Source organism: Chryseobacterium sp. 7 (assembly GCF_003663845.1).
GTDB lineage: Bacteria > Bacteroidota > Bacteroidia > Flavobacteriales > Weeksellaceae > Chryseobacterium.
In genome coordinates, this window is sequence record NZ_RCCA01000002.1 from 80,905 (window position 1) to 101,221 (window position 20,317).

Here is a 20,317-nt window from a genome sequence, read left to right on the forward strand (position 1 = left end):
TCCGTTTAGTTGCTTATGTTGTAAGAATCTAGTAACTTCTGATATTCAGGCATGTCTCTTCTTCTGATGCTTTCGCTTTCTGCAAGAGCCTGTACCTGCATTACTCCTTCAATAATCTGTTCAGGTCTTGGAGGGCATCCTGGAACATATACGTCTACCGGAATAATTTTATCAATTCCCTGAAGTACAGAATATGTATCAAAAATACCACCGCTGGAAGCACAAGCTCCTACTGCTACCACCCATTTCGGCTCAGCCATCTGAGTGTACACCTCTTTCAGGACAGGTCCCAATTTCTTTGATATAGTTCCGCAAACCATCAGCATATCTGCCTGTCTTGGAGAGAAAGAGTTTCTTTCCATACCAAATCTTGAAGCATCATAAGTAGGGTTCAGGGTAGCCATAAACTCAATACCACAACAAGAGGTAGCAAAAGGTAACGGCCAAAGTGAAAACTTTCTTGCCATCCCGATTACACTGCTCAGTTTTGTTGCGAAAAACCCCTCTCCTTCATATCCTTCGGGAGCAGGTGCATCTGTTCTTATTACTGGTTTTTTATCTGACATTTTCTTTTGTTAAATATGTAAAGACTAAAGCATTTAAAATTCAATCATTGGTCATTTTAACGATTAAACTGTTCAATCTTTTAATGTTAAAATTTATTTATCCCAATCCAGCGCACCGCGTTTCCAGACATAGAAAAACGCCATGAAGAAGATCGCTACGAATGTAAGCACAGCAAGGAATCCTTCCATACCAAATTCTCTGAAGTTTACAGCGTAAGGATAAAAGAATACGATTTCAATATCGAATAGGACAAACAATACCGCAGTCAGGAAGTACTTGATAGAAAACGGCGTTCTGGCATTTCCTTCTACAGGAACTCCACATTCCCAGCTTTGGTTTTTTACAGAGTTTCCTTTTTTCTGCTGTGGACCCAAGAAATGTGCCCCAAGCAAAGAAACAGCTACAAATCCTACTGCTACACCAGCCTGGATAAGGATTGGAATATAACTTTCAGGTAAATTCATTTTTGCATTATTATCTCAATTTGCAAATTTAGCGAATAAACAAGAAAGCATGAAATTAATCAGCTTAAAAGTGGGATGAAAATGAGCTAAATCGGTAATTTAGAATCAATAAAAATTAGCTTTTTGCCATTATTTTTTTAACGTATTTATCCCCATTTTTTGTAGTGAGCTGGGGTGAAAATGCTCAATGAACTTCATTCAGGGGTTTATATTTTCTTTAATGAAGCTAGATTTTTGGCTGTCAGAAGACGGGTAAACGAAGATTCTCCTGATTATTTCTTCATTTTTTTTAAAAGGGTATAGGCCATGAATGAAATATATCCAAAAAGAATACTGGCAAAAGCAATATTGATCACCGTATTTGTTCTGTCATCGTGTGATTGGAAAAAGAGATTGTAACTGATAAATCCGGCAATTAAAATGGCGAAAATGATAAGCTGGGGTTTCATAAAGTTCAAAGTTTAGCGTTTAAAGTTTTAGAATTACTTTTATGGTACAAAAGCAATATTACTTGTTCACTTCTATAGAATAGGTTCTTCTTCTCTTATGATTCACTGGGTTGTAGTCCTGCCAAAGAACCTGAACGCTTTTGTTTTCTTCCAGTTCAGGATTTGTTTCTGCGAAATCAATTCCCATACTGGTAAATCTTACAAAAATTTCTTTAAAAATAATAGCGGTTACACCACGCCTCTGGTATTCCGGATGGATTCCGATAAGATAGAAATTGGCACGGTCATTCTTTTTTCCGGCCTGTAAAAAATGCCACCATCCAAACGGGAATAATTTCCCTTTTGATTTCTGCAGAGCCTTAGAATAGGAAGGCATTGTAATGGCAAATGAAACCAGCTGCTCATTTTCATCTACCACACAGATTACATAATTTTTATTGATGAAAGGAAAATATTTTTCTCTGTATGTTTTGATCTGTTCTTCTGAAATGGGAGTATATGTAGAAAGATGTTTATAAGTTTCATCCAAAAGTTTAAACATCGGCTCTACATAAGGAAGGATTTCTTCTTTTGACTTGAATTTAAGAACTTTAAGTTTGTATTTCTGCGCAATTAAGCCACTGAATTTTTCAACTTTTTCAGGAAGTACTTTTGGAAAGTTCATTTCATATTCTACCCATTCTTTCTCTTTGGTTAAACCAAGGTTTTCAAGGTGTTGTGGATAATAGGCATGGTTGTAGATTCCAATCATCGTTGCCAGTTTGTCAAATCCCATTGTCAGCATACCTGCTTTATCAAGATTGGTAAAGCCCATTGGCCCTTCAATTTTGTTAATATTTTTTTCTTTGGCATAATCAACGGCTTTTTGAATGAGTGCTTTTGAAACTTCAGCATCATCAATAAAGTCGATCCATCCAAAACGTACCTTTTTAATTCCTAACTCTTTCTCTTCTTTATGATTAATGATTACCGCAATTCTGCCGGCTACTTTACCATCTTTTGTTGCCAGAAACTGTCTGGATTCCGAATACTGTAAAGCCGGATTTTCTTTGGGATCCCAGATTTTCATTTCGTCTTTTATAAAGGATGGGACGTAGTACGGATTGTTTTTGTACAAATCCATCGGGAATTTTACGAATTGCTTAAGCTGATCTGCTGTTTTTACTTCAATAATAGAAATTGTAGACATGTTTTTTGAGGGGAATTAGAAGACAAATATAAATAATATTATCTTATACTTTGGCACAGTTTTTACATCATTATGAGTAAAAAGTAAACACAAAATTTATAAAAAATGATAGGTTATTATATCATTATTGGTATTTCGATGCTGGTGAGCTGGTGGGTTTCTTCCAGGTTGAAATCTAAATTTGAATATTATTCCAATGTACACCTCAGAAATGGCCTTTCGGGGAAAGAAGTAGCAGAAAAAATGTTGAGAGATAACGGGATTAATGACGTTCAGGTAATATCAGTTCCCGGGCAGTTGACGGACCACTATAATCCGGCAGATAAAACAGTTAATCTTTCTGAAGGAGTTTATATGCAGAGAAATGCGGCGGCGGCGGCAGTTGCAGCTCACGAATGTGGGCACGCTGTACAACATGCGGTAGGATATTCTATGTTGAATTTACGTTCAAAACTGGTTCCTATTGTTAATATAAGTTCTAATCTGATGCAGTTTGTCCTTATTGCGGGTATTGCGGTAATGGCGGCATCAAGAACAATTGAGAATCCGAATGGAAATACTACGGTTCTTGCCATTGGGGTAGCTATGTTCGCAATGACTACGCTTTTTGCTTTTGTAACGCTTCCTGTAGAATATGATGCAAGTAACAGAGCTATGAAATGGCTTAAAGATACCGGAACTGTGACGGCAGAAGAGTTTGTTGGAGTACAGGACAGTTTGAAGTGGGCAGCAAGAACGTACGTTGTTGCAGCTTTAGGTTCGCTGGCACAACTTCTCTACTGGGCATCTTTGCTTCTTGGTGGAAGAAGAGATTAATCATTAAATTCAAATGAAACATATTGCATCTCGGAAAGCTTTTCTGAGATGCTTTCTTTTTGCGCCAGTTTCAAAGAGGCTGTCAGAATGCAGTTTTCATTCGCATCGAAATTCAAAACCTTAGCATCAAATTTTGAAAGCAGGGTGAAGATGGTATTCTGCTGATTGAAGTTAAACTGAATCTCCACTTCAGTTTCCAGTTCTCTGGTGATAATATTAGCTTCTTCCAATGTAATTTTTGCAGACTCCTTATAGGCTTTTACTAATCCTGAAACTCCAAGTTTAGTTCCACCATAATAACGGACAACAATAACCAGAATATTTGTAATTTCATTAGCCAGCAGTTGATTGTAAATAGGCAATCCTGCACTTCCTGAAGGTTCCCCATCATCGTTGGCGCGATAGTTTTCTCCATTTAAACCCATTCTGAAGGCATAACAATGGTGTGTAGCTTTAGGGTGTTCTTCCCTTATTTTCTCTAATGCACTCTTTAATTCTTTTTCATTGGTCACCGGGAAAGCAAATCCGATGAACTTGCTTCCTTTTTCCTTTAAAAGAGTATTTTCTATGGGTTTTTCTATGGTTTTGTATTCAAACGTCATTGAAGTTCCTGCTTTGTTTATGCAAAAATATTAAATGCTTTAGGATTCTGCACCATGATCATAAATTAAGCCGTCAAAATTTGACGGCTTATCTATTTTTTTAGAAAAAGAGACTTTTACATTCCATCTCCACACAGATCCATCGGAATCAGACACATGTAGCTTGTTGGACCGCAGAAATCCTGAGGACATCTATCTCTACATCTTGTAGGCTCTCCATTAGGCAGCGTACAGGTTACAAAAACACCGCCTTTAATGGTTTTCATATTGACTCTGGATACTTTTTTCAAATTTCTCATAATAATATCTTTTTTGGATTAGTAATATTAGCACGGGAATGTTCCATCTGCCCAAGGTGGTGGACAGCTCATACTAGAAGGGGTTGCACAGCAGTTTTGTAATGAAGGTGGATAGTAAGAACAGCATTCAGGAGCAATGCCTCCATGAATTGTTTTCAGCTCCTTTTTAGAAACTTTCCTTAGATTTTTCATAGTATTAATTTTGTGAAAACTAATATAATGAAATTATTTCATTTATTGGTGATAAAATGTATTTATTTAAATTTAAAAAATGAAATGGTGTTATCTCTGAATATGTCTGTTTTCGAAGCTGTATGATTAAATTCCGGGGCTTTTGTACCGTTTTCAAGTTTCATATTTTCATTCCTGATGACAATCGCCTCATCCCATAGTTCAGCATTGATAAACTGCTGAAGGGTAAAACGGCCGCCTTCAATAATGACAGACTGTATCTGCTCCTTATACAAAGTTTCCATCAACTCCGGCAGGAAGTTATTTTTATCGATTTTAATGAATTGAATATGTCCTTCGGTGCCTTCTTTCACGGAGTTTAAAACCAAGGTTTTTGCTTCAGTATTATAAATATTAAAGTTAGAAGGAACTTTTAAATCAAAATCAATCAGAATTCTTACAGGATTTACGCCTTCCGTATTTCTTACCGTAAGGCTTGGGTTGTCATTTAAAGCGGTTTGGGTTCCTACTAAAATGGCATGCTCGTCAGCTCTCAACTGATGAACAAATTGATTCACTAATGTATTAGAAACAGCGGTTGGCTTGAAGTCTTTATCCAGAAAACCGTCAGCGGATTCTGCCCATTTTAAAATGATATAAGGTCTTCTCATTTCATGATAGGTGAAAAATCTTTTATTCAGTTCAATACATTCTTTTTCAAGAACTCCTGAAATGGCTTCAATTCCTGCATCCTGAATGATTTTCTTTCCTTTGCCATTCACTTTATCGTGGGAATCCATTGCGCCAATAACTACTTTTTTAAATCCAAGTTCTTTAATCTTTAAAGCACATGGCGGTGTTTTTCCATAGTGAGCACATGGTTCCAGAGACACATAAATTGTTGATTCCGGAATGAGGTCTTTATTTTTAACGGAATTGATGGCATTGATCTCTGCATGGTTTTCTCCTGCTTTATGATGGTATCCTTCACCAATAATTTCACCGTTGTGTACAATCACACTTCCTACAAGAGGGTTGGGGTAGGTATTACCAAGGGCCTTCTGAGCCAGCTCAATACATCTTTTGATATAAAGTTCGTCGTTATTCATAGTGTATAAAAAGAAAAAGCGAAGACAAATTGCTTTGCTCCGCCTTTATTTATTTTGTTATGTATTAGTCTCCACTGATGATGGTGTGGAGATTTTGTTTCAATGTTTCCAGATGAGCCTTTTTCTCATCAATCGTATTGTAAGTGTCTCTTAACAGAGGGTTTTCTCTTGATGGTTTGTTGAAGAAAGATAAGTTGTTTTCCAATTTTACAATTTCTGCTTCAAGATCAGAGATTTGGTTTTTGATCTTTCTTGCTTTGTCGGTAAGTTGGTTTTCAGACAGACCTTCTTCTTTCAATTCAAGTTCATTGATTTTGTTTATTTTCAATTTTTCTCTTAATGTCTTGTTGAACTCAGAGTTGATTGAAATTTTATCTCTAGGAACTTTACCAATATTATTCCATGAAGTTTTAATCTGTTCAATTTTTTCGATGCTGCCTTCTTCATTGGAAACTTCTTTCAGTTCATCAAGAAGTGCTTTTTTGTTCTTATAGTTTTCCTTCCAGTTGTCGGTAGAAGTATTGCTTTTCTCTCTATAGTTATTGAAGAACGCGTTACAAGCATCACGGAATTCATCCCAGATTTTATTGGTCATGCTCTTCGGAACATGTCCTATTTTTTTCCAGTCTTCCTGTAGCTTTTTGAATAGAGGAACGGCAATATCCCATTCTTCGTTATTCATATTGTCCTGTGCAGTCTGGATCAGTTTTAATTTTTCTTCAAGATTGGCCTGCTGAGATCCTTTCAACGATTTGTAATAATTGTTTTTCGTTGTATTGAAACCTCTAAGTGTAGTTTTGAAATCATTCCAGTTTTGGTTGGATAGTTTTCTTGGTACACTTCCAGTTTTTAAGAATTCAGAACGCAGATCTTCAACTCTTTTGATGGCGTTTTGCCAATAGTTATGATTAGGAGTTTCTGATGGCTCAGAAAGTTTCTTGATTTCAGCAATGATCTCATTTTTCTTTTCAAGGTTTACACCCTGTTCTTTTTCAATGGATGCAGAAAGTTCAGATTTTCTTTCATGAATTTTGTTTGAAATCTCTTTGAATTCCTCCCATGTTTTTTCACGGAATTCTTCTGCCACAGGTTCAGCTTCTTCCTTCCAAAGCTTATGAAGATATTGAAGTTCATTTAACGCCTTCTGAATTACCGGTTCATTTTCCAGTTCTTTAGCGCGGGCAATGATGTGCTCTCTTTTTTCAAGATTGTGGCTGTATTCCTGCTCCAGAAATTCTTTATTAAGATCCAGCATCTGATAAAACTGATTCAGGTGGTGGAAATAGTTATTGTTAAGAATCTTGAATTCAGATTTGGCTACCTGTCCGGCTTTTGACCATTCTTCTTTAATCTCACGAATAGATTTAAAAAGATTGATGCCCGGTTCGGAGCTTGTATATAGATTTTTAAGTCTTTCGATGATGCTTTGACGGTGCTCAAGATTTTTCTTCTGCTCTTCTTCCTGTCCTTTCTGGAAATGATCATGCTTTTCTCTGAAAATATTGACCAATGCTGAATATTTAGCCTGAGAAGGATGTTCGTAGCTGAAGTTTTCGGCAGGATTTCCGGCTTCTACATATTCATGCTTTTTATCCTCCACTTCATCATGGATGTAATGACTTGCTTTCTCTTTCAGCTGGTTGAATCTTTTGAAGTTTTCGCCGGCATTGGGAGTGTTGATGATTTTTTCCATTTCCTTCAACGCATCCGTAAGGGAAATTTCTTCCTCTTCATGTTCTTCCAGGTGCTCAGCATCTTCTTCATGTTGGTTTGCATCATGAGAAACGGTGTTTTCTGATGGGTCCTGAGATACTTCGTTAGGAATTTTCTTTTCTTCGTTTTCAGAAAGATTGTTTTCTGTAGTCATAGCAAATCTTTTATGTGAGTGGCGTTAATATCCTTTAAATATAGCTTTAAGGCCAATTAAAGTACTAATTTATGTTATTTTTTTTGAAAATTCCAAATTTCCCAAGCTTTTTCTGCTTGCTGTTCAAGCATATAATATCCATTCACTGTTTTTGCTCCTTTTTCAGAGGCATTAAGGATGAATTGGGTGTAATTGGGATTGTAAATCAGATCAATAACCAGATGTTCAGAAGAAAGCCCGTCAAAAGGGAAATCCAGACAGTCTTTCACATTCGGGAAAGTGCCTACCGGTGTACATTGAATGATGATTTTATGTTCGGAAACCGTTTCTTTATCCAGATTTTCGAAATTGATTTCTGTACTTCTTGAAACCGTTACGGAAGGAATGTTGTGTTTATCCAAAGCATATTTAACCGCTTTTGCAGCACCGCCATTTCCCAATATTAACGCTTTATTCTGTGCAGGAGTTTTGTGTAAAAGCAAAGTTTTTTCAAATCCGAAAGCATCAGTATTATAGCCTGTTTTTTTTCCGTCCTGAATAAGAACACAGTTTACAGCACCTATTTTTTCGGCTTCATCGCTTAGTTCATCAAGAAAATCAATTATTTTTTCTTTGTAAGGAATGGTTACATTAAATCCTAAAAGTTCCGGAGAAGAAAAAAGGTTTTCCACTTCACTGATTTCTTTCAGATCAAAAATATCATAAGAGAAGTTTTTCAGCATAAGCTTTTGAAACTTAGTTTCGAAGAATTTTTTAGAAAAAGAATAAGAAATATTTCGTCCTATCAATCCTAATTTTTTATTGGAATCCATACATCAAAAATAAAAAAAAGACCGGATAAATCCGGCCTTTGATTTGAAATATTTTTTAATAATTAATTTACGATAAATTTAGTAGAGAAATTATCTGTTTTCAGGATGTAAGTTCCTTTTACAAGGTTCTTAAGGTTGATCTTATTAGAATGTCTGAAAGGATTTTCAATGGTCTCAATCAGTTTTCCGGAAAGATCATAGATGTCAGCTTTTAAAACCTTGCTAAGGTTTTCTCCTTTTATAAATAATTCATTGTTTCTTACCGGGTTAGGATAGATGATGAATTCTGATTTGTCTTTTTTAGCTTCCACTGTTGCTAACGAGGTAGCACATGTCCAGCTAAGATCATCCATGGCAACTCTGTCATCGTTTGGATTTACAATTTTAATAACTGCATTTCCACTTACTCCTACAGTGATTGTAGTGGTTGCTACCGTAGTACTGTAAGGAACAGTTCCTACCAGAACGTCATTTACTAAAACATTTAGATTATCGTTATTTCCGCCGTACTTTCTTTGAGTTGTTAGTGTTAATGTCTGCACTCCTCCTGAAATAACTGAACTTGTTAAAGTACCTTTTCGAATACAAACTGATTTACCATTGATGGTTTCGTCAGTTCTTGCCAATGTAGCAGTCCATGTTATATTATTGTTGGTCCAGGTTCTTGTTGCATATTGAGATGCTTGTGACGTACCGTCCTGCATTGTACTGAAGTCTTCAGTTCCACAGCTTCCGCCACCTGCAGGTCCGTCAAGTGTAGTTTCCACAGCGTTATTGCTTTGTGCTGAAGAATTTCCGGCAGCATCTTTAGCAATAACATAGAATGTATATTGAGTCAATGGAGATAATCCTGATACAACTGTAGAAGTTGTAGTTCCCGAAACAGTAGCTTTAAGAGCTCCATTAGCATACACTTCATATGAAGTTACTCCCACGTTATCCGTTGAAGCTGTCCAGCTTACTGCAATTGAATTGGAGGTTGGATTGTTGGCAATTAAATTCGTAGGAACTGTTGGAGCTTGTGTATCCACTACAGGTGTTCCCCAAACCATATTGACATATTCAGGATGATCTATATATGGATTTCTGTTTCCCTGAAATGCATAAGTAGCATTATTTCTTCTGATTTCCGAAGCAGATACCGGGTCTTGTGTATTCCATAGTAAAAGCTGATTCAATTCCCAATCCTGAAGACTTGGATATGTGTTTTGAGCAAGCATATTACCTGTAGAGAAGCCGGAAAGCTGACTTTCGTATCTTGTTACAAAATAGAAAATCATTCTTGCTATATCTCCTTTAAACTCATCAATAGGTTCAAATACTACTCCTGAATATCCTGGAGATACAGAGTTTCCTCTTTTGGAACCGTTTTGAGAAATATAATTATAGGTACCTACTTTTCCATAAGGTAAATTGCCTCTTTCATTGTTTACCTTTCCGTCAGTAGCTCTGATAAAGTGAACATCTGATCTCATAGGTAATCCCTCATTGAATAAACTTTGAGGGACAACGTGTTCCCTGTTGTAGCAGTCGCCTTCACTAGAGTAACCACTAGATCCGCACTGATCTGTAGGTCCATAAATGAAATTATATTGATCCGGTCCTACAGGTGTTTCTGAATAGATATCCAGAATTGTACCGTCATTATCATAATCATAATCACGGTCAGTAGTTTGATACGCACTCCATACATCATTATAAGTGATATTGGTGGCATGTCCTGTGGTAATGATTTGCTTAAGAGCGGTTTTAAGAGGTGCGCCATTCAGGCCTGCTGCTGCATTATAATATCCGGCTGGAATCTGTGCCAAGCCGTTTATGAATACAAAGCTTAATAGAAAAAAAGATAAAATTCGTTTCATTTCTTTAAAATTGGGGCGTAAAGGTACAAAAAAATGAAAGCGAAGTATATTAATTTAATATATAAACTTATAATATTAGCTTTTAGTGATATATTCTTTACTGATTTTAGAAAAGAACCATGAAATAGTGAATCCGAATAAGGACGCGGTAAGGGCTACAATAAAATAATTTTTACCTACAATTTTTACCGGGAACGGCAGTGTTTCATTCGCTCTGAAAAATTCTGTGTAAAGCTGGAAGTAGCAAAGTACCGTTCCAAGAATTAATCCGGTAATGACTCCGGAAACAACAATAAGGATTCCGGTGTAAAAATACGTCATTCTTAAATGGCTTAAAGGAAAGCCGAGTGATATCAGAGATTTTGCCTGCTCCTTTTTATCAAGCTGAAGAATGATGATGGCTCCGGCAAGATTAAAGGTGGTAATGAAAATGACCAGTGCAAAAATAAGATAAATGAATAATTTTTCTGTATTGATCATCTTCCAGAAAGCAGCATTTTCTTCTTCCTTGGTTTTGATCTCAATATTTTTTCCGAGAGATGAGATCAGACTTTGTTTTACAGCGTCTGCATTCTCCGGATTTTTTAATTTGATAACAATCTGATAAGCTGATTTCTTTGGCAGGCTGAGTAGTTCCTCGGCAAGTTCAATAGGAGAGATGATATAACTGTCCAGCTGATCTTTTCCTGGGAAAACGCCCGTTACCAGAATATCTTTTTTATTATAAATATCTTCTTCTTTATTGATGATCCCTGTTCCTGGTTTCGGCATAAATACCGTTGCATAATGATTGGAAGAATCCACAGGAATAGAAAGTCTGTTATCCAGACTATTTTCCATCAATACTTCGTTAGAATATTTGAAACTTGGATAGGTTCCGTAAAAAACTTCCTTATTGATTGGGTTTACTTTAACGTAAGCAGAATCAACACCTCTCAAATAAGCAATATCACCTTTCCCATTAAAGCTGATGTACACTTTTTCTTCAATGACACGGGAGAAACTGCTGATTTCTTTGTTGCTGCTCAGAACTTTATTAACGTTGTCCAGATTTTTAATGGTTTTTCCGGAAGCACTTTTTAAAGTAAGGTCTGCGTGAAGATTAGAAATAAGGTCTTTATTCAGGTCTTCAAGCCCGGAAAAGACAGAAATAATCACGAACATTGCAGCCACAGCAACCGTCATGGCACCTACCGCCAGCCACGTAATGAACGTAACAGCAGTACTGCCTTTTTTAGCCAAAAGGTATCTGGATGCTATGTAAAATGCAATATTCTTCAAGATCTATAAAACAGGATTGTCACCTTCACCTCTTAATTCTCTTTCCAGTTTTTCAACATCATCAAGAGCCGTATCCAGGTAAAAGTTAAGTTGTGGAATAATACGTACCTGTTTTGCCATTTTCTGGCCAATGAAGTTTCTGTATTGAGGTTTGTTTTCTTCAATCTCCTTCATCACAGCGGTACGGAATTCCTGCGGGAAAATGCTTAAATAAATCTTAGCAATTCCTAAGTCAGCAGTTACTTTTACATCTGAAACAGATACCAATATGCTCTGTTTGCTTTCTGAAGCCTGTTTGCGGAAAAGCTCTGCGAAGTCTTCCTGAATGATCTGTGCTACTTTTCTTTGTCTGTTACTTTCCATAATTTCTGCAAATTTAGTACTTTTGTTTGAATTGATACTTTGAAATTCAACTGTAGTATCAAATTTACGATTTAATTATATTTATTAGTATTTATGAAGCTAGAACATATTGGTATTGCTGTAAAGTCTTTAGGGGTTTCTGATGAACTTTTTACCAAACTATTAGGAAAAGAATCCTATAAAAAAGAAACCGTAGAAAGAGAAGGCGTTGTAACTTCTTTTTATGAGACTGGTGAAAGTAAAATTGAGCTGTTGGAAGCCAGTAATCCTGAAAGCCCGATCTCAAAATTTATTGATAAAAAGAGCGAAGGCATCCATCATCTGGCATTTGGGGTAGAAAATATCCTTGAGGAAGTAGAAAGATTAAAAAAAGAAGGTTTTCAATTTATATCCGAAGAACCGAAAGAAGGTGCTGATAACAAATTAGTTGTGTTCCTTCATCCAAAGTCCACAAACGGCGTGCTGGTAGAACTTTGCCAAGAAAAGCGATAAAAAATTTTGTAGTGAAAGAAATTTTACTATTTTTGCAAACACAAAATTTAACCAAGTTTTGAGGTCCTATAGCTCAGTTGGTTAGAGCACCTGACTCATAATCAGGTGGTCCCTGGTTCGAGCCCAGGTGGGACCACATAAAATCAGACACTTACAAGGATGTGAGTGTCTTTTTTTTGTTCGAGAAAAACTTCAAATTTATTTTTTCAGAGTATAGCCGCTATTGGCTTTATAAAACCGCAATAAATGATCATAAACCACCATTTCAAATAGTCTTTGATGGGAAATAAACAACCTGTTGATATGCATATGGAAAATACTTTTGAAGAAATCTTTTAGCTTTATTTTTAACAAATTACTCTTTTCCAGTTTTAAAATTTCTTCGGGCTTTACTATAATTTCAGCAATATTATTTTTTATTAAATCTCTGATCTCTTCATATTCGTCAGAAGTAATAAATTCAAAGTATTGGGGATAAAACTCATTATACTTTTTCTTTAGCTGAGTATTTAAGTTTTTATCTGCATTGAATTCCGTTTTAAAAGAACTCTCATAACTCTTTATAAACTCTGTTTTCTCTTCCAACAATAGCTTGAATGCTGATAAAATATGATCAATATAAAATAGAGAAACCATGATTTTCTCTTCATCACTGTACTCCAGGAAATTTAAAATTAATTCACTGCTTTTGAAAAACAGGTCTTCTGCATATTCTATCGTATTCTCCCCATAACGCTCAAGTTCTCTTGAGTAAGTTTCTATGTTAATAGCAGACACTTCTCCTGATTCCATGTATTCCTTAAATAAGACATTGATCAATCCTAAAATAGCACTATAGTCAGTTATATTTTTAAGGTTTAATCTTACTCTTAAATGAGGTTTGGGATCATTATATCTTATGAAAAACCATTTTTCAATGATATTTTGATGTTGTAATTGTTCCACTAATGGTTCTATCACTTCCTGTAAAACACTATCTGAGGTTTTGATCCCGGTATAAACTTTGAAATAAAGCCATTCGCTTCCCGGATGAAATTTTCTGGTTACCATTTTATTTATAGATCTTTATAAAGGGAAAAAACGAATTGATGAATATGATCAGACTGATCATTACACAAGAATTCCTCAATAAGAATTTGTTTTTCATTTTTTACGGATGATAAAAACATTTGAAGTAAATCATAGTTTTCCAGATTTACAGCCAGTGTGTTATCTCCTTTTATCCATTGCACCCATTTGGGGATTTGTTTTAATTTTCTCCACTCTTCAATTTTTTGAAATAGAAGATCTTTTTTGCCCGATTGAAGAATGGAATCGAAATATTGAATCTGTTCGGAACCAATTTTCCATTGTGCTTTAGACAGAATTATATTTTGATATTCAACTCTTGGCAGGAAGTCATAGATTTGAGATAAGCCACCCCAGTTGAAAGATAAATAAGCCCTTAGATTCTGATGATTATAATCTGATAAAAAATGATAAACAGGCAAAGAGTTATTAGAATAATTATGGGCATTCGTAAGGTGGGGAACCACTTCTTTATTGTGCTTCTTTGACCTTAGAAATAATTGGTTATTTTTTATAGACAGGTACAAATCCTCTACAAAAATCTGATTGTCTTTTTCTAATGCGGAGCTGGCCAGATAAGGAATTTCGTATTCCCTTAATGAAGGCCTTCTGATCACATTTCCAATTCTGGATTCTGGTAAGTGTAAAATTTCTGCTAAAATCTTATCCGGATTAAGTTCCTGTTCTTTTTCAGCAATGGTTTTTGCCAAATTTTTTACAGATGCTTTTTCTGAACAAAATCTGCCTAATAACTTTCCGGCATTTCCACCAACAGATTTTATAAATAATTTTTCTTCTTGATTTGCTGATACAATTTCAGCCATTACGGAGAGGGTATCTGGCAGTTGGTTCCACTGTTCCTCAAAACCATTAAAATCATCATCAGATAAATGGATGATATGATCTTTATTCCAAGATGCTTTTTGTAATTTCTTGTTGAGGATAATTTGTATCGGATTGAGTTTAACCTGAATTTCTTTTTTTTGATCAGAATAGGGTAAGATTAAATCTTCAATATAGGGATGCACCCCTTTTGCCGGAATATCCTGCAAATAGCCGATTCCGATTTCCGGATCTAACGCATAAGATAAAGAAACTTCTTCGTTCTCAAATCTTTCGTGAAAAGCTTTTTTAAATTTTTCTAAAGCCGTTTCTTTGTTCGGAATTGCAATTTTATTCAGGAAAGAGATCCCTTTCTTCAGTTCTTTTTTCCATGGATAGGATAAATGTATTTCATCTTCAAAATAAAGATCTGTCTGAAAGAGATATTTTTTTTCATAGTGTACATTCAGTTTTTTGATGAGTTCTTCAATTTCAGAATAGGCATCTTCCGTATTTCCAAAATGTAAATCAAGTTCACTGATCTTATTTTTAATGGCTTCTAAAACCTCTTTTTCCTGATGGGAACCAATTCTGTTGAGAATGGAAATGATCAGTTCCAGGAAATCATCTCCGGAAACGGTCGGATTAAGTTCACTGATGAGAACCTGATTTTCGATAAGCTCATCAATAAATTCCCTTGCTTCTTCAAAAGATATTTCTTCATTAACAAGAGCAGTGGCAAGCTGGTCAATTGTTTTACCTGTTTCAGAAAACTGTAATATCAATTCTAATTCTTCAGAAAATGGTGCGGAAGAAATGATATAATCTCTTTTTCCTCCTTTATTTTCATATTCTACGAAACGGATTTTACTGCCAACTTTGTGAATACTATTGTTAGGGAAAAATGAGATATTATTTTTAATGTACGGAATTGAAAGAAGCTGTTCTGATAAAGCTACTAAAAAATGCATGTCCAGCTTCGTGTCTCTCGCTTTTTTAATTTCTGAAGATACCGGAAACAGAGTTTCTTTTTCAAATTTTCCTGTACCTACGCCTGAAAATAAACCAAATGGGGTGCAGCGTGTGCTTGTGCGGTTATAGTATTTTAGGAATGAGCTTTTTGTTCTCTCGTTTAAATTTTGGTATGTAGATTTTTCAATCTCCTGATACAAAGAAAGAGAAGCTAAATAAATGGCTTCTCTAAAAATAGGATTACTAAAATATTTTTCTGAATTTTTATCAATGGTATTTTTATCAGACCAATTATTTTGAAATTCTTTATAAGAAAAAAGTGGTGATCTGAAAACAAAACGGTCAAAAAACTGAAAAGGAAAACGTGGCATTATTTGAAGGAAATAGGGATTTCTATAAAACTGTTATTGTAAAATTTTATTTCCAAAGGAGTTGCAGCATCTTTAATAGTTTCTTCACTTACATCTTTTCCGGTACCATAATTTATCTGCATAAGCGGATTTTTTATAACACCTAACACCAAAACCAATTGACTTCCTTTTTCCATTTTTTTGCTTACAAATTCATTATTGGTAATCGTTACAGTCGTTTTTTTGTTCTCACGCAGAAGATCTCTTTTTTCTGAACTTTTAGCATAGCTTGCTCTTCCGTAATATGTGGATAATAGGAAATATTTGCCTTCACTGGTTTTTTCATACAGTTTCATGTATAAATCAACATCTTTTTTATTGACAGATAATTTTAGATTACCTACGAAATTTCCGGAAAATTCAATTGGCTTCTCAAATGGCTCTGATGAAAATATAATGGTATTTGAGTTGTCAATTTTACTATCCAGTACGTTATCTTTTTGCTTAAGAAGTTCATCTGCATTGGACCGGTCTTTTAAATCTACCGTAAGCGGTGTGAAGCTTTTATTGCTGTCTTTTTCTAAAGAAAGCTGATTGCGAGTTCTGATATAGAATTTTAATGTATTTTTATCAAAATCATCAATATTAGAGGTACTCTTCCATTCATTGGCTCCCATTACCTGATAATTGATTTTATCCTTAAGGATGGAAGGTTTTGATTTACCTTTCAGAATATAATCAAACCATTCCATTGTAATATTTCCGATATCCATATTGGCCGCAGCATCAATAGTATATCCCTTTAGATTATTTTTAATATAACCCTGAGCTCCTGAATGATCATATGGCCCGATAATCAAATAATGATTAGCATTTTTGTTGTATTTATAATGATTTCTGAAATAATATAAAGCTCCCAACTGATCAGAATCATAATACCCTGTAATGGTTAAAACCGGGATATTGATGTTAGCATATTCATTTTTGTAAGGAATCATTTTCTGCCAATAGCTGTCAAATGATGGATGTTTTAACCAACGCTGAAATATTATACTTTTTTTTCCGGCAATAGAATCTAATTTGTTAAATGCTTCACCTCCTTCATACCATTTTTTAAAAACAGAATTCCAATGTTCCTCATCTTTAAAGCCCGGATCAAGCATTTTATTATTAGTAACATAGTTAATCCAGCGAAGAGAATAAGATGCAAAGATGTTATTATTCATCGGGAAATCTACTACACCAATTCCTACAGAAGCCTGCGGAATAATAGTTTTTAAGGCCGGGTGAATATTCTTAGCGGTTGCCCATTGGCTGAATCCCAGATAGCTGCCCCCAATCATTCCTACTTTACCATTGCTCCAGGGTTGTTTTATAACCCAGTCGATAACCTTATTAATATCTTCCTGCTCGTGTTCAAAAGGTTCTATGGCAGCGTTGCTCGTATATTTTCCTCTGGGATAGATGTACACAGAATGGTAACCATAACTGGCCTGTACTTTTTGATCATTGGCATCATCTGAATCTGGATAGATGGAATTGACCAGGATGGTAGATTCCGGATGGGTTATTTTTTTGTTTAAAACAACTCTTATACTTATTTCATTATTGATTAATAAGCTGTCTTTTACCTCAAAGTTCTTGGAATCGAGTTCTTTTAAATATCCTTTTGCAATATCAAATGTAGGTCCTGTGATATATGAATTATAATTTCTGCACAGCAGTAAAGCTTTTTTCAGGTCTACACTGTCTTTGTTTTCAAAATCATTTTTAAGAGAAGCCAGAATTTCTTTTTTTGTTTTCTCAAGATCACCACTGAAATAGCGGGGAAGTATGATCTGTGCTTTTACAGGCAGACTTTCATATTTTTTCAGGAATTCTTCCTTATATGTTCCCTGAAAATCTCTTTGAGAATTTTTATTTTTCTTTGTTTTTATGTAGATTTCATATTGCGTTCCCATTGCATAAGCACTAATAGGGTTGCTCTTTTTATAAACACTACGTACTGAATCTAACTGGCTTAAAGCAAGATCATAGTTTTGTCCGGCCATACTTACCCTGAAAAGATTATCATACTTTACGGCCTTGTCTTTTTCTTTATAATTCTTTTGTACTTCAGAATTTAAATAAGAGATTAAAGGCTGCAGCTTTTCGATATTGTATTCATTAAAATGCTTAATATTTATTTTCTGACAAAAAATAATATTGAATGCAAGAAAAAAAGATAGGGCTAATAGATACTTCATAAAAATAAAAAATCAGTAATTTTTTCAAAATTACTGATAAAATGTTGAAATGATTATTAGTTTTTTATTGTCATATCCAGAGTGTCATCTATTGTTCTGTCTACCACAGTATCGTTGCCTCCATTCTGGATCATCTGAACACCGCCTCCAGAGCTAAGACCTCCTTTTATCTTCGACATCTGAACTTTATTCAGGGATAATTTTTTTTCAGTTTTTTTAATTTTTTTCACTGCTTAGCTAATTTTTAAATTATTATACAAAGAAAATTTTATTTCTGCAAATAAGGAATTTATATATGCCGAAATTGATAAATTTCGATAAAATTCTATTTTAATGTGTTGATTTTAAAAGTTTTGTGTTTTTTTTAGTTGAGTGCTTTTATATAATAAGAAGGAAGGGTTCCTGTAATTTTTTTGAAAGCATTTGTAAAAGATTCTGCGTTATTGTAGCCTATATCATCAGCGATAGCAGCAATGGTATGTTTTCTTATTTTTTCGTTAGATTTTAATTCTTCAACAATATAATTGATCCTAAGTTCATTCAGATATTGTGAAAAGTTTTTACCCTTTAATTCATTTACAAGCTTAGACAAATAATCTCTGTTGGTATCAAAATCTTTTGAAAGCGAGTCTAACGTAATATTTTTATTGAGGAAACTATTCGTTTTTTCAAATTGGCTTATTTTTTCAATCAGGATTTTAAACTTTGGATTAGAAGAAAGATCATTTTTCGGAGCTTTTTCCTTTCTTTCAGGAGTATTTTCCTCAGGGATAGCAGGAGCAATGATTTCAGTACTTATTTCTTCCTGATGATATACAGGAGCAACCAAAGGTTTCTCTGATAATACTTTCGCCTGTTTTTCGTATTCTTTTATTTTCTTTCTGTTTTTCCTGATAATGAATATGAAAAGTATGGAAATAAATAGCAAAGAAGCTATCAGCCAGGTATTCTGGTTGTTCAGCTTTTCAATTACACTTACTTTCTCTTTCATGAGTAAGGGCGTATCATACTTTTTCAGGATTTCTTTTGAAAGGTTTTTGCGGTTTATGGTAATTACACTGTCGCTGTATATCAGATTGTCAATATATTTTAGTTGATTTTTTAGATCTCCTTTCTTTTTGTAATAGTCTATCAGAATTTCATATCCATCTCTTTTTACAGGCTCGAAGCTGTTGAAAGTAAAAGATATTGAATCTGCTTTTTTAAAGAATTCTATCGCTTCATTCTCACTGTGGGTTGCATGTTTTATTTTTCCAAGATAGTAATATAAAACCCCGAGGTTCGTGTAATCTTTATTATTTAGTAAGCCTATTTCAATTTCGTGAAGAATTTTGTAAGAAGAGGAATAATCTTTTAAATAAAAAGGCTGATTCCTTTTATCATCTGCAGGTAGCTGTAATTAGAATAATTATTATACTTTTTACATTCTGCTAGTCCCAGATCTGCAAATTCAACACTTTTTTTATAATCCTTACATTTCGTATAAATATTGGCTAAAGAAAAAATAGAAGCAATATAATTTTTAGCATCTGCGTTGCCGGCTTTTTCTTTACTTTGTTCATACTTATAATATTGTAAAAAGAGAGGAAGGGCTTCTTCATATTCTTCAGTAGCTGTTTTTAGTATGGCAATAAGTTTCTTTATATAATAAAACTGCTCTTTATTTTCATCCTTATTGAGGTTAATAGCAACAGTGTATTCATCCAAAGCATCTCTGTATCTCCCTTCATTATTGAATAAAATTCCTTTTATTATATGAGATTTGGCTGGGTAGTCGTTGTTATTAATATTCTTTGAAGCAGCAATGAGGGAGTCTGCAAAGGGATGTCCGTTTTCATTTTTTAGATTCTTTACACGGGCAATGTCATAGTATCCTTCAAAGAGAATCTCTTTATTATTCTCCTGCTTTCCTTTTATTAAAATATAATTGGCGAAAAGCTCAGCTTTATCGTTATTAATTTGGAATACCTTATTGTAGGCATCAATAATATATTTATAGTTTTTATTCTTTAACGAATCTGGAATATGTAACCCTTTTATACTCTGAGAAAAGATGAAAAACGGAAAAACGGTGAATACAATTAAATGAATTTTCTTCATGATTCTAAATAGCTTGCAAATTTATGAAATATCACCGGATTTTTGAGATAAGTATATAAATTGTTGTAAATCAAATTTATAATTCTTGTTCTGAATCGTGAATTTATAAATCCTAGTAATCAGATATATCGGAATTGATCAATCTTGGATTACTATTCTTGTAAACTTTCTCCAGAATTGGGATGTTTGCATCAGAAATATTCGAAGCAAATAAATTAAAGACCTCCATATCACTAAACATATCCAAAATATTTGGAAACAACAAAGTAAAAGAGTGTACAATTTTACGAAAAACTATTCAGCCCATTGAGGATAAAAACTAATAACCGTGAAACACAAAAAGTTAAAAGAATTATCAGGATATATTCCTGATAGGACTAAAAACTACGGACAACTGAGGTTTTCATAATATTTTT

At 34.4% G+C, this 20,317-nt stretch carries 21 protein-coding genes and 1 tRNA gene; 3 read left to right on the plus strand and 19 right to left on the minus strand.

All coding sequences use genetic code 11. The features are described 5' to 3' along the window. Positions 1-5: 5 nt before the first annotated feature. The 4 genes from CLU97_RS21125 to CLU97_RS21135 form a co-directional block, all read right to left on the minus strand. Positions 6-566: an NADH-quinone oxidoreductase subunit B gene (locus tag CLU97_RS21125; protein ID WP_002983540.1), complete on the minus strand. Its 561-nt coding sequence runs from the start codon at positions 564-566 to the stop codon at positions 6-8. A 93-nt stretch (positions 567-659) separates the two neighbouring features. Next, the gene (locus CLU97_RS21130) at positions 660-1,031 is read right to left on the minus strand and encodes an NADH-quinone oxidoreductase subunit A (RefSeq protein WP_002983537.1); all 372 of its coding nucleotides are present in this window, start codon (positions 1,029-1,031) and stop codon (positions 660-662) included. Between the two features lie 272 nt (positions 1,032-1,303). Beyond that, the gene (locus tag CLU97_RS23835; RefSeq protein ID WP_183084649.1) at positions 1,304-1,480 is read right to left on the minus strand and encodes a hypothetical protein; all 177 of its coding nucleotides are present in this window, start codon (positions 1,478-1,480) and stop codon (positions 1,304-1,306) included. A 58-nt stretch (positions 1,481-1,538) separates the two neighbouring features. Continuing rightward, the gene (locus tag CLU97_RS21135) at positions 1,539-2,669 is read right to left on the minus strand and encodes a GNAT family N-acetyltransferase (RefSeq protein ID WP_121489863.1); all 1,131 of its coding nucleotides are present in this window, start codon (positions 2,667-2,669) and stop codon (positions 1,539-1,541) included. Positions 2,670-2,774: 105 nt separating this feature from the next. On the opposite strand from CLU97_RS21135, the gene CLU97_RS21140 reads away from it, so the two are divergent. Beyond that, positions 2,775-3,485 carry a zinc metallopeptidase gene (locus CLU97_RS21140; protein ID WP_183084650.1) on the plus strand — a complete coding sequence of 237 codons (711 nt, stop codon included), beginning with the start codon at positions 2,775-2,777 and terminating at the stop codon, positions 3,483-3,485. Here the strand turns inward: CLU97_RS21140 and CLU97_RS21145 are convergent. From CLU97_RS21145 to rbfA, 9 genes are all read right to left on the minus strand, one after another. Then, positions 3,482-4,087: an IMPACT family protein gene (locus CLU97_RS21145; protein ID WP_121489864.1), complete on the minus strand. Its 606-nt coding sequence runs from the start codon at positions 4,085-4,087 to the stop codon at positions 3,482-3,484. The genes CLU97_RS21140 and CLU97_RS21145 overlap by 4 nt on opposite strands. A 116-nt stretch (positions 4,088-4,203) precedes the next feature. Then, on the minus strand, positions 4,204-4,386 hold the full coding sequence (locus CLU97_RS23500) for a bacteriocin-like protein (protein ID WP_147436534.1): 183 nt from the start codon (positions 4,384-4,386) through the stop codon (positions 4,204-4,206). A gap of 27 nt (positions 4,387-4,413) precedes the next feature. After that, on the minus strand, positions 4,414-4,578 hold the full coding sequence (locus CLU97_RS23840; protein WP_183084651.1) for a bacteriocin-like protein: 165 nt from the start codon (positions 4,576-4,578) through the stop codon (positions 4,414-4,416). 62 nt (positions 4,579-4,640) lie between these two features. After that, positions 4,641-5,666 carry a bifunctional diaminohydroxyphosphoribosylaminopyrimidine deaminase/5-amino-6-(5-phosphoribosylamino)uracil reductase RibD gene (ribD, locus tag CLU97_RS21150; RefSeq protein ID WP_121489865.1) on the minus strand — a complete coding sequence of 342 codons (1,026 nt, stop codon included), beginning with the start codon at positions 5,664-5,666 and terminating at the stop codon, positions 4,641-4,643. A gap of 64 nt (positions 5,667-5,730) precedes the next feature. Then, positions 5,731-7,533 (minus strand): DUF349 domain-containing protein, encoded by a 1,803-nt coding sequence (locus CLU97_RS21155; RefSeq protein WP_121489866.1) that lies wholly within the window; start codon positions 7,531-7,533, stop codon positions 5,731-5,733. A 74-nt stretch (positions 7,534-7,607) separates the two neighbouring features. Continuing rightward, positions 7,608-8,345 carry a shikimate dehydrogenase family protein gene (locus CLU97_RS21160; RefSeq protein ID WP_121489867.1) on the minus strand — a complete coding sequence of 246 codons (738 nt, stop codon included), beginning with the start codon at positions 8,343-8,345 and terminating at the stop codon, positions 7,608-7,610. 62 nt (positions 8,346-8,407) lie between these two features. After that, positions 8,408-10,207, minus strand: a complete 1,800-nt coding sequence (locus CLU97_RS21165) for an endonuclease (RefSeq protein ID WP_121489868.1) — start codon at positions 10,205-10,207, stop codon at positions 8,408-8,410. Between the two features lie 75 nt (positions 10,208-10,282). Beyond that, on the minus strand, positions 10,283-11,488 hold the full coding sequence (locus CLU97_RS21170) for an ABC transporter permease (protein ID WP_121489869.1): 1,206 nt from the start codon (positions 11,486-11,488) through the stop codon (positions 10,283-10,285). A gap of 3 nt (positions 11,489-11,491) precedes the next feature. Beyond that, positions 11,492-11,851: a 30S ribosome-binding factor RbfA gene (gene rbfA / locus CLU97_RS21175; RefSeq protein ID WP_027373534.1), complete on the minus strand. Its 360-nt coding sequence runs from the start codon at positions 11,849-11,851 to the stop codon at positions 11,492-11,494. Positions 11,852-11,944: 93 nt separating this feature from the next. Between rbfA and mce the strand changes: the two genes are divergently transcribed. Together mce and CLU97_RS21185 are read left to right on the plus strand one after the other, a co-directional pair. Then, on the plus strand, positions 11,945-12,343 hold the full coding sequence (gene mce / locus CLU97_RS21180) for a methylmalonyl-CoA epimerase (RefSeq protein ID WP_121489870.1): 399 nt from the start codon (positions 11,945-11,947) through the stop codon (positions 12,341-12,343). A 62-nt stretch (positions 12,344-12,405) separates the two neighbouring features. Continuing rightward, a tRNA-Ile gene (locus CLU97_RS21185) sits at positions 12,406-12,479 on the plus strand. A gap of 62 nt (positions 12,480-12,541) precedes the next feature. Here the strand turns inward: CLU97_RS21185 and CLU97_RS21190 are convergent. From CLU97_RS21190 to CLU97_RS21210, 6 genes are all read right to left on the minus strand, one after another. After that, positions 12,542-13,393 (minus strand): thiopeptide-type bacteriocin biosynthesis protein, encoded by an 852-nt coding sequence (locus CLU97_RS21190; protein WP_121489871.1) that lies wholly within the window; start codon positions 13,391-13,393, stop codon positions 12,542-12,544. Positions 13,394-13,398: 5 nt separating this feature from the next. Continuing rightward, positions 13,399-15,576, minus strand: coding sequence for a lantibiotic dehydratase family protein (locus tag CLU97_RS21195; protein WP_121489872.1), 2,178 nt, complete (start codon positions 15,574-15,576; stop codon positions 13,399-13,401). Beyond that, positions 15,576-17,801: a CocE/NonD family hydrolase gene (locus tag CLU97_RS21200; RefSeq protein WP_121489873.1), complete on the minus strand. Its 2,226-nt coding sequence runs from the start codon at positions 17,799-17,801 to the stop codon at positions 15,576-15,578. Before CLU97_RS21200 ends, CLU97_RS21195 begins: the two co-directional genes overlap by 1 nt. Positions 17,802-17,857: 56 nt before the next feature. Further along, positions 17,858-18,031 carry a hypothetical protein gene (locus CLU97_RS23845; protein ID WP_183084652.1) on the minus strand — a complete coding sequence of 58 codons (174 nt, stop codon included), beginning with the start codon at positions 18,029-18,031 and terminating at the stop codon, positions 17,858-17,860. Positions 18,032-18,165: 134 nt separating this feature from the next. Then, positions 18,166-18,792 carry a helix-turn-helix domain-containing protein gene (locus CLU97_RS21205; RefSeq protein WP_121489874.1) on the minus strand — a complete coding sequence of 209 codons (627 nt, stop codon included), beginning with the start codon at positions 18,790-18,792 and terminating at the stop codon, positions 18,166-18,168. Between the two features lie 362 nt (positions 18,793-19,154). Beyond that, positions 19,155-19,901: a hypothetical protein gene (locus tag CLU97_RS21210; RefSeq protein WP_121489875.1), complete on the minus strand. Its 747-nt coding sequence runs from the start codon at positions 19,899-19,901 to the stop codon at positions 19,155-19,157. Positions 19,902-20,317 lie beyond the last annotated feature (416 nt).

Bases quoted from the DNA above. Each gene is read 5' to 3' on its own strand.
- CLU97_RS21165 (WP_121489868.1), bottom strand. From the start codon at position 10,207: ATGAAACGAATTTTATCTTTTTTTCTATTAAGCTTTGTATTCATAAAC.
- CLU97_RS21205 (WP_121489874.1), bottom strand. From the start codon at position 18,792: ATGAAAGAGAAAGTAAGTGTAATTGAAAAGCTGAACAACCAGAATACC.
- CLU97_RS21210 (WP_121489875.1), bottom strand. From the start codon at position 19,901: ATGAAGAAAATTCATTTAATTGTATTCACCGTTTTTCCGTTTTTCATC.
- CLU97_RS21190 (WP_121489871.1), bottom strand. From the start codon at position 13,393: ATGGTAACCAGAAAATTTCATCCGGGAAGCGAATGGCTTTATTTCAAA.
- CLU97_RS21160 (WP_121489867.1), bottom strand. From the start codon at position 8,345: ATGGATTCCAATAAAAAATTAGGATTGATAGGACGAAATATTTCTTAT.
- CLU97_RS21145 (WP_121489864.1), bottom strand. From the start codon at position 4,087: ATGACGTTTGAATACAAAACCATAGAAAAACCCATAGAAAATACTCTT.
- CLU97_RS21155 (WP_121489866.1), bottom strand. From the start codon at position 7,533: ATGACTACAGAAAACAATCTTTCTGAAAACGAAGAAAAGAAAATTCCT.
- CLU97_RS23500 (WP_147436534.1), bottom strand. From the start codon at position 4,386: ATGAGAAATTTGAAAAAAGTATCCAGAGTCAATATGAAAACCATTAAA.
- CLU97_RS21140 (WP_183084650.1), top strand. From the start codon at position 2,775: ATGATAGGTTATTATATCATTATTGGTATTTCGATGCTGGTGAGCTGG.
- ribD (WP_121489865.1), bottom strand. From the start codon at position 5,666: ATGAATAACGACGAACTTTATATCAAAAGATGTATTGAGCTGGCTCAG.
- CLU97_RS21130 (WP_002983537.1), bottom strand. From the start codon at position 1,031: ATGAATTTACCTGAAAGTTATATTCCAATCCTTATCCAGGCTGGTGTA.
- CLU97_RS21195 (WP_121489872.1), bottom strand. From the start codon at position 15,576: ATGCCACGTTTTCCTTTTCAGTTTTTTGACCGTTTTGTTTTCAGATCA.
- CLU97_RS21200 (WP_121489873.1), bottom strand. From the start codon at position 17,801: ATGAAGTATCTATTAGCCCTATCTTTTTTTCTTGCATTCAATATTATT.
- mce (WP_121489870.1), top strand. From the start codon at position 11,945: ATGAAGCTAGAACATATTGGTATTGCTGTAAAGTCTTTAGGGGTTTCT.
- CLU97_RS21135 (WP_121489863.1), bottom strand. From the start codon at position 2,669: ATGTCTACAATTTCTATTATTGAAGTAAAAACAGCAGATCAGCTTAAG.
- CLU97_RS23835 (WP_183084649.1), bottom strand. From the start codon at position 1,480: ATGAAACCCCAGCTTATCATTTTCGCCATTTTAATTGCCGGATTTATC.
- CLU97_RS21125 (WP_002983540.1), bottom strand. From the start codon at position 566: ATGTCAGATAAAAAACCAGTAATAAGAACAGATGCACCTGCTCCCGAA.
- rbfA (WP_027373534.1), bottom strand. From the start codon at position 11,851: ATGGAAAGTAACAGACAAAGAAAAGTAGCACAGATCATTCAGGAAGAC.
- CLU97_RS23840 (WP_183084651.1), bottom strand. From the start codon at position 4,578: ATGAAAAATCTAAGGAAAGTTTCTAAAAAGGAGCTGAAAACAATTCAT.